The sequence below is a fragment of the Corallococcus silvisoli genome (assembly GCF_009909145.1).
Taxonomy (GTDB): domain Bacteria; phylum Myxococcota; class Myxococcia; order Myxococcales; family Myxococcaceae; genus Corallococcus; species Corallococcus silvisoli.
The window spans coordinates 416924-424936 of record NZ_JAAAPJ010000009.1; the positions used below are offsets into that span (position 1 = coordinate 416924).

An 8013-nucleotide genomic window follows, 5' to 3' on the forward strand; every position below is an offset into this window, starting at 1 on the left:
TACTTCGGCCCCCGCGGCCCGGGACGGAAGCCTCCGTCTCCGGTCCTCGGGGGCCTTTTTCATGCGCCAGGGCTCAGGTGCACATCAGCCACGAGCACTTGTTCGACTGGCACTCGCGGCCGGAGGAGCACAGGGCGCCCTTGGCCCGCTTGGTCACGCACTTGCCCGCGTTGGTGCCCCAGCCGCAGAACTGGGTCGCGGCGCAGTGGGCGTCCGTGGAGCAGGTGCAGACGCCGGGCACGTCGCCGCAGTTGTCCAGCGCGCTGCAGTCGCCGCTCTTGCACTCCTGGTCGAAGCGGCAGGTCTCGGAGACCGCCTTGGTGCTGGGAGCGTAGGCCTTGCCGCAGATCTTCGGGTACTGGGCCTCACGGGTGGCCTTGGGCACGTAGGCCGCGACGCCGCCGGTGTCGATGTCGGTGGCCGCGTCCGCCATGCCGGTGCGCGTGCTGTTGGCGCGCTCCCACATCCGGATGAAGTTCTCCGCGGAGCCCTCCAGGCCGCTGGTGTTGACGCCCAGCTGCTTCAGGTCCTTCACCACGTCCGGGAGCAGGCCCACGTGGGCCAGGCCGTAGATGTCGAAGTCGGTGCCCAGGCGCGGCGGGCCGGAGACGTTCTGCTGCTCCCGCTGCGTGTCGGCCTCCGCGCGGAAGCCCGCAGAACACGCGCCGAAGTCGCCGAAGCGCGGGCGCGTCTGCTGGATGAAGCCATTGAGGTCCGCGCCAAAGCCCATGTTGACCTTCAGACCCTGGCGGCCGAACTCGTACGCCTGCGCGAGCGAGCGCGTGGAGCCCTGGCAGGTGTTGGCGACGGGCGTGCGGGTGTAGTCGCGCGTCTCGTCATGCGCGGTGCGCAGGCCGAACATGCCGCCCGTCTGGCGCACGTAGCGCACCACCCACGAGGGCGTCGTCTTCTCGTTGGCGGCGAGGTCCGGGTTCATCACCTCGCGGAAGTGGCCGTGGGAGATGAACAGCGGGTAGTAGGTCTTCGCCTGGGACAGGGCATACGTGTCCTGGATGCTCTTCTCGGACATGTGGGCCATGTCGACGAGCATCCCCTTGCCCATCATCTCCTGCACCAGCGCCTTGCCATCCGCGGTGAGGCCCTTGGTGTTGCGGCAGTTGGCATCCACGTCGAAGCCGAGCGTGAAGCCCGGGCCGGTGATGCCGCAGTCCGTGTCGATGTGGCAGTTCTCCAGGAACTGGGCGACCTGGAAGATGGCGTTGTGCGGCGCGGCGCCGCCGAAGCGGTTGTCCAGCTGGTGCACGGGCTGGAGCGAGCGAACGCCCAGCGAATAGACGCGGTTCAGCTCCGCTCGCCAGTCCTTGGTCCCGAACAGCTTGCTGGACTCGATGGAGAGCACCATCGCGAGCTTGCCCGCGGCGATGATCTGCCGGGCGTGCGCGGGCGACAGGGCGATCTCCGCCCAGTCCGTGCGCGCGTCGAAGTCGCGAGCCATCTGGAGCTGGACGTCCACGTCCATCATCTCGTCACAAGGCCGCTTGAGGTTCTGGTACGGCAGGGCCTTGCAGAGGAACTCGTTGCTGACGAGCGACACCATCACCAGGGACATGCCGCCCTGCTTCGCCTGCTTGAGCCACCCCTCCCACGCCTGCTGGTGGGCGATGGTGTCCCAGCGCGGCCACTGCGTGGGCGTCTCCATGCGGCCCAGGTGCAGGCCCGTGTCGCCCTGCGTGCCCTCGACCTGACCAATCACCTCCGAGGCCACCGCGCCGCCCACGCCGAAGACGTCCGACAGGATGGGCACGCCGCCCAGGTTCACGCTGCCGGCGTTGGGACAGATGTTGAGCATGTCGCGCAGGTCCATGCGGACGCGCGCGTGGTCGCTCTCCGGCATGCCGCCATCACAGGTCGTCAGCGTGCCGGTGTGGCTGCCATGGAACCAGCCGCCGGCGAAGGCCTCCTCGGCGAACATGTGGTGGTGCATCTCCGCGAAGCCGCCCACCGCGAGCGGCTGGGCGACCTCCTCGGGCGCGGCCGGTGGCGAGGGAGGCTCGTCGGCGACGGGCCCACAGGCCAGCGCCGAAGCGGCGAGCAACGGGGACAACCAGCGACGGGAACGGGAACGACGCGACATGGGGTGCACCTTTCCGGGGTGGAGATGCACCCGGCGTATCAGCACCCGTTCCGGGTAATCAAATCTCACCGCCTAAGCGTGATGGCGCATGGCTTTGACGCGTCGCATGAAAAATCGCGTCCCCCGGTGCCTTCACTCGTCGAAGCAAGGGCCGCTCTGACGGACCTCGACGGTGGACCACTCCGCCGCGGGGCACTGGCTGGCGAGCTCGAGCGCCTCCTCGCGCGTCTTCACGTCCACCAGGAAGAAGCCCCCGATGATCTCCTTGGACTCCGTGAACGGGCCGTCGCTGAAGCTCAGCTTGCCCTCCCGCCGCTCCACCCGGACGCCCTCCATGTCCGAGCGCAGGGAATCAGCGGCCTGGAGGATGCCCCGCGCCTGGAGGCCCGCGCCGAAGCCCCGCATCCGCTCCATGCGCTCCGCGGCGACGCGCTTCTCGTCCACCGTCCGGGGCTTCCCGCCCACCGTCTGCATCACCACCAGCATGTATGACATTCCAGGCTCCTTCCGAGGCACCGCGCAGGGCGGGGCCTCCAACGTGGAGGCTGTCTCAGCACGCCCACCGGGGCGGATGGAAATGACAACGCGTGAAGTCGTCGCCCGTTGAGCGCCCGCTCAGCGCCCCACCGCGATGGCAGGGGACGCCGCCTCCACCGGAGCGGCCATGGCGGGGGAGGCCCAGAGCTGATCAGGGGGCTCTCCGAACGTATCCGGCACTGCGTGGACGGCGTAGACGCATTCGTGGACGTTGTCGCTCAGCGCGCAGAGCAGCTCGCTGCGCTCCGTGCCGAGGTCCAGCTCGTAGAGCGCGGCGGGACATTGGCTCCCCACGATGAAGCGCTGACCGTCCAGCGGCGCGAGGCCCCGCGCGAAGGCCGGCTTGCCGGGCACCGACACCTGACGCCGCCAGCTCCCATCCACGGCCTGCCGCACCAGCTGCGAGGAGTGGGTGTCGTTGAAGACGAGCGAGTCCTCGTGCCAGAGCAGGTTGTGGTTGGGGATCTTGACGCCCTCCTTGCGCGTGACGATGCGAGCGGGCCCCTCGTCCGGTAGCAGCACGCCCAGCCATGTCGACGATGAATAGCGGGCGCCCAGAAAGCGCATCGCGAACATGCGCGAGGGCCGGGCCATCGGCGTGTCGATGCCCATGCCTTGGAGGAGTCGTCCCGGCAGGCCCAGCATGCTCTGGAACCTGCGCGTCGCGGCCGAGGCGACGAAGCCGAAGGACAGCAACAACCCTTCCGGCGCGCGCGCCACGCCGTTGATGTGCACGAAGTCGTAGAGCGCCGGGAGCTGGCGGGGATCGCGGTAGTCCACCTCCGCGGCCTCCCCCGCCCAGGCCCCCAACCCCAGCGCCTCCGCCAACACCGGATCCTTCCGCCAGCTCCAGGAGCGCAGGAGCTTTCCATCCCAGCCGATCTTGAGCAGCGCGTCCGATGCCGTCGCCGTGACCCAGACCCCATCCGGCTCCACCAGGATGTCGTGGACCTCCCCGAAGAGCGGATGCGTCAACTCCCCCACCTGATTCCACTGCCGGTCGAACACGTACAGCCGGTCCGTCATCGCGATGACCAGCCGCTCCTCCGTACTGCCGATGCCTCGCCCCCCGCGGAGCCCGCCTCGGGGGTTGAGATCGAACTGGCGGAAGCGGCTCTCCTGGATGGGCCACGTCTTCAGCACGCGGCGCTGCCCCGTGCTCACCCACCGGACAAAGCCACTGCTTTCGCCCGTACCGGAGATACGAACGATGGAGGTCACCAACAAGCGGGTGTCGTTCATGGAGTCAGAACCATGTTTTGAAGCATTAGAGGTTTTCCCACCAACACACGGATTCCTTTACCATTGGGTCCGAGTGGGGCCCAACGCCCGCCAGTGGAAAGGAAGGTCGAAGTGAATCCAGGAGTGGAGATCGCCTCGAAGGTTTCATCGCTTGCTTCGCGGGTGCAGGAGCTGATGAAGGCACCGGGTCCCGACGCGAACGCGGCGGTGGTGACCTGGCTGAGGGACGTGGAGTCGGCGTGGGCACTGGTGAAGGACGGTTCGGTGGCGCAGCTGGGCCCGCATGCGACGTCCGCGGACAACCTGCGGCTGGCGGCCCGCGTCGCGGTGGAGCGGCTGCTTCAGATGCCCTGGGTGTCGGGTGAGACGAAGACCGCGCTCAGCGGCTACCTGGAGCGCCACCCGGCGGCCCGGCAGGTGGGGCGCTACCAGTTCTCCTCCGACTGGATGTCGAAGTGCGAGGACGACTGGCGCAAGGCGCTGGCGCCGCTGGCCGGGAAGCACGACGTGCGCGCGCTGGAGATCGGCAGCTACGAGGGCCGGTCGGCCATCTGGCTGCTGGAGAACGTGCTGACGGACGCGTCCAGCCGCATCACCTGCGTGGACCTGTTCGAAGGGGAGTACGCCCAGCGCTTCGACGCGAACATCGCCGCCAGCGGCGCGCAGGCCCGCGTGGAGAAGTTGAAGGGAGCGTCCTCGGTGGTGCTGCGCCGGCTGGCTCCCGAGCCCGCGTACGACCTCATCTACGTGGACGGTTCGCATCAGGCCTACGACACGTTGGAGGATGCGGTGCTGAGCTGGCGCCTGCTGCGGCCGGGCGGCTGGATGATCTTCGACGACTACGGCATGGCCACCGCGCAGCTCACGCCGCACACGCGCATCGCGCGTCCGGACATCGGCATCGACGCGTTCCTGAGCGCCGCCGCGGACCACCTGGAGGTGGTGCTCAAGGGCTTCCAGGTCATCGTCCGCAAGAACCCGGCCTGAGCCGGCCACGGCCCGGGGCATGGCGCGGTCGCGGCCATGCCCCGAGTGCCCTGGGCTACAGCTGGGCCGAATAGCCCTCGGGCCGCAGCGTGAGCACGCCCCGGGAGAACAGGCCCTGGAGCAGGTCCTGATCCGCCTCCCCCATGTCGCGGAGCACGTCGCCCATGGGGCGATCCACGGCCGCCTTCAGGAGGGCCAGCTCCCGCGGCTCCAGGGTCAGGCGCTCGAAGTCGCTGACCACGCGGCCCGTGTCCTCGTCCACCTTGCGGACCATGGGGCTCTGCTTCACGTGAAGTGACTCGAAGGGGCGGGGCTCCGGCTTGGGGGCGTCCAGCCGCGCCAGGCACTCGCGCCAGGTGCGCGTGAAGCTGTCGCGGTCGAAGTGGCGCGTGATGAACTCGCGGCCCCGGGCGCACTCCTGGGTGACGCGGTCGCGCGAGCGGACGTCCTCCAGGATGGCGTTCGCGACCTCCTGGAACGAGAACGGATCCCCGAAGGCCATGTCCACGTTGTCGAAGACGCGGACACCGTGGCCGGGCGGCAAGCCGAAGCGGTTGTTGCCAATGCCGTTCGTGTAGACGGGGCAGCCCTGGTAGACGGACTCCATCGGATAGAAGCCAAACGGCTCCGGGTAGACGTTGAACGAGAGTCCGAACTTCGTGAGCTCGAACAGCCGGAAGAGCGCGGCCTGATTGAGGAAGCGCACCGGGATGAGCAGGTCCGCGAGGGTGAAGCCCATCGCATCCAGCATGGACCGGGCGGCGCTCACGTCGAACGGGAAGCCGTGCGTATAGGAGTAGTCGATGAGGGCGAAGTCCTCCGCATCGACGATGAGCCGGTAGCGCGGCCCGTTCGCCTCCCGCGACTGCAGGTTGAGGTGCACGAGGATGTTGAGGACGGCGTACCAGTCCGGCTTGCGCGGTTGCAGGGCATGGCCCAGCACGTCGCCCGCGTCCAGGGCCTGCTGGACCCGCTCGGGGATCTGCGCCCCCTGCATGCGGGAGTCGCCGGTGGCGCTGGCGACGCAGGGCAGGCCCGCGTGGAAGTCCACCACCTTGTCGAAGCCCGAGGGATCCAGGCAGGTGCGGCGGCGCACGTCGGGCATCGTCAGCAGGCTGATGAGCACCTCCCGCATGTAGCCGGAGTAGGCGCAGTACAGGTCCACGGCGGGGTTGCCCAGCCAGAGGGACTGTCCGCCCACGAGGCCGTGGAAGATGACGGCGGAGCGGCGGGCGATGGCGGGCCCCGGGGGATGAATCCACAGGCCGTGGTCACAGAAGATGGCGAGGTCCGCGGGGGGCTCGGCCTGGATGCGGCGCAGCCGATCCGCGGTCGCCACCGGCATGGGCGTGTCCGGGCCGCCGGGGCGGTGCTTGAAGTGGGCATTCACCTCGTGGCCCTGCTGCCGCAAATCCTCCTGGATGAGGCCGTTGATGACACCCGAAGCGGTGCGGAAGGGTTCGGACTCCACGAAAAGTTTGACCCGCTGCTGCGTCATGGCTGGTTCCTCGAGGTGGGATGGGAGAAGGCGTCACGGAAGGATTCCAACACCTGCCGCCATTCCTGGAGGAGCGCGGCGGCGGTGTCGGGGCGGAACAGCTCGACCTTGTATTCGAGCGTGGCGATGAGACCCTGGGGCGCGTCGGAGACGCCCAGCTTCAGGTCATAGAGCGTCCAGCCGCGCGTGCGCATCAGCGGGCGGACCGCGAGGCCGGGCACCTGGGGAGAGTTGCCTTCCCGGTCTGAGAAGGTGAAGCCGATGCGGCACAGCTCGGGCAGCAGCCGGACCAGCTCCGTGTGGGGCAAGCCCTGGTGCGCGAACGCCTCAAGGTAGGCCGTGCGGACGCGGGCCAGGGCATCGCGTGGCGTGAGCCCCTGCTCCATCTGGGAGCGGATGACGAGGTAGCCGGCGAACATGCCGATCAACGGCTCCAACTCCGGGCGCGGCCGCTGGGCATGCGCGAAGCCCACGCGGATGTCGTCCTGGCCCGACCGGCGCGCCAGCAGCACCTGGAACGCGGACAGGAGCAACATGAACAGCGTCACGCCCTCCGCGCGGCAGAGCTGCCGCAGGTCGGCGACGAGCTCCGGAGGCAGGACGAGGTCGAGGCTCGCGCCGCGCAGGGACTCGCGCTCCGGGCGCGGGAAGTCCAGGGGCAGCTGCACGTCCTGGGGCGACCCCGACAGCCTCTCCGCCCAGTACGCGCGCAGCCGCTCCAGCGCTCCGTCCTTCAGCCACGCGTGCTGCCAGCGGGTGAAGTCCTGGTACTGGATCGGCAGCTCCGGAAGAGGCGATGCGCGCCCCTCGCGGAAGGTGGCGTAGAGCACGGCGAGCTCGCCCGCGAAGACGGAGAAGGAGACGAAGTCCGTCACCGCGTGGTGCATGTTGACCAGCAGCACGTGCCGTTCCGCGGTGAGCCGGTACAGGTGACAGCGCAAGAGCGGCCCGTGCTCCAGGTCGAAGGGAAGGTCCATCTGCGCCCGCGCGCGGCGCAGGGCTTCGGCCTCCCGCTCCGCTTCCGGTAGCGAGTCCAGCGCCTCCACTTCGAACGGAACCGGCCCGGGAGGAACGATGTGCTGCCACGGCCGCCCATCCACCGTGGCGAACGTCGTGCGCAGGCTCTCGTGGCGGCGGACGATCTCCTCGACGCCTTGCTTCAGGGCCGCCACATCCAACATGCCCCCCAGACCGAGCACGACCGGGGATGCATTGTGCGCGCTCTCGGCGCCGCCCTGCTCCGGCGACCAGTAGACCTCCTGGCTGAATGACAGCGGGAGGCGATCAACAGGAGGCGTCCGCACGACGGGCGGGAGCGGCTTCACCGCGTCCGCCTTGCCGGGCGTCTGAAGCAACTCCGCCAATGCGACCACCGTGGGACGCTCGAAGAGATCCGCGAGCGCCAGCTCCCGGCCGAAGAGCGCACCCAGGCGTGTCACGACCTGTGTGGCGATGAGGGAGTGGCCGCCCAGGTCGAAGAAGTTGTCGTGCAGCCCGACGCGCTCCACCTTCAGCAGCTCCGCCCACTGCTCCGCGATGAGCTGCTCCACCGGCGTTCGCGGCGCCGCGAAGGCGCTCGTGCGCGGCGTGGCATCGGCGCTCAGCGCGGGCAGCTTCGCCCGGTCCACCTTCCCGCTCGGCGTCAGCGGCAGCG

At 69.1% G+C, this 8013-nt stretch carries 6 protein-coding genes; 1 reads left to right on the top strand and 5 read right to left on the bottom strand.

Annotation, left to right across the window (positions count from 1 at the left end; genetic code table 11):
* Positions 1–73: 73 nt before the first annotated feature.
* From GTY96_RS20380 to GTY96_RS20390, 3 genes are all read right to left on the bottom strand, one after another.
* The gene (locus GTY96_RS20380; RefSeq protein WP_143904309.1) at positions 74–2095 is read right to left on the bottom strand and encodes a membrane dipeptidase; all 2022 of its coding nucleotides are present in this window, start codon (positions 2093–2095) and stop codon (positions 74–76) included.
* 132 nt (positions 2096–2227) lie between these two features.
* On the bottom strand, positions 2228–2590 hold the full coding sequence (locus tag GTY96_RS20385; protein ID WP_143904307.1) for a YciI family protein: 363 nt from the start codon (positions 2588–2590) through the stop codon (positions 2228–2230).
* 120 nt (positions 2591–2710) lie between these two features.
* Positions 2711–3874 carry a hypothetical protein gene (locus GTY96_RS20390; RefSeq protein WP_143904305.1) on the bottom strand — a complete coding sequence of 388 codons (1164 nt, stop codon included), beginning with the start codon at positions 3872–3874 and terminating at the stop codon, positions 2711–2713.
* Positions 3875–3985: 111 nt separating this feature from the next.
* On the opposite strand from GTY96_RS20390, the gene GTY96_RS20395 reads away from it, so the two are divergent.
* Positions 3986–4861: a class I SAM-dependent methyltransferase gene (locus GTY96_RS20395; RefSeq protein WP_255442453.1), complete on the top strand. Its 876-nt coding sequence runs from the start codon at positions 3986–3988 to the stop codon at positions 4859–4861.
* A gap of 55 nt (positions 4862–4916) precedes the next feature.
* Here the strand turns inward: GTY96_RS20395 and GTY96_RS20400 are convergent, their stop codons facing one another.
* Together GTY96_RS20400 and GTY96_RS20405 are read right to left on the bottom strand one after the other, a co-directional pair.
* Positions 4917–6359: a glycosyltransferase gene (locus GTY96_RS20400; RefSeq protein WP_143904303.1), complete on the bottom strand. Its 1443-nt coding sequence runs from the start codon at positions 6357–6359 to the stop codon at positions 4917–4919.
* The coding region (locus GTY96_RS20405; protein WP_235685728.1) for a condensation domain-containing protein at positions 6356–8013 on the bottom strand (1658 nt) is incomplete at its 5' end. The genes GTY96_RS20400 and GTY96_RS20405, both read right to left, overlap by 4 nt.

Coding starts and splice junctions, on each gene's coding strand:
- GTY96_RS20380 (WP_143904309.1), bottom strand. CDS start 2,095: ATGTCGCGTCGTTCCCGTTCCCGTCGCTGGTTGTCCCCGTTGCTCGCC.
- GTY96_RS20385 (WP_143904307.1), bottom strand. CDS start 2,590: ATGTCATACATGCTGGTGGTGATGCAGACGGTGGGCGGGAAGCCCCGG.
- GTY96_RS20390 (WP_143904305.1), bottom strand. CDS start 3,874: ATGAACGACACCCGCTTGTTGGTGACCTCCATCGTTCGTATCTCCGGT.
- GTY96_RS20400 (WP_143904303.1), bottom strand. CDS start 6,359: ATGACGCAGCAGCGGGTCAAACTTTTCGTGGAGTCCGAACCCTTCCGC.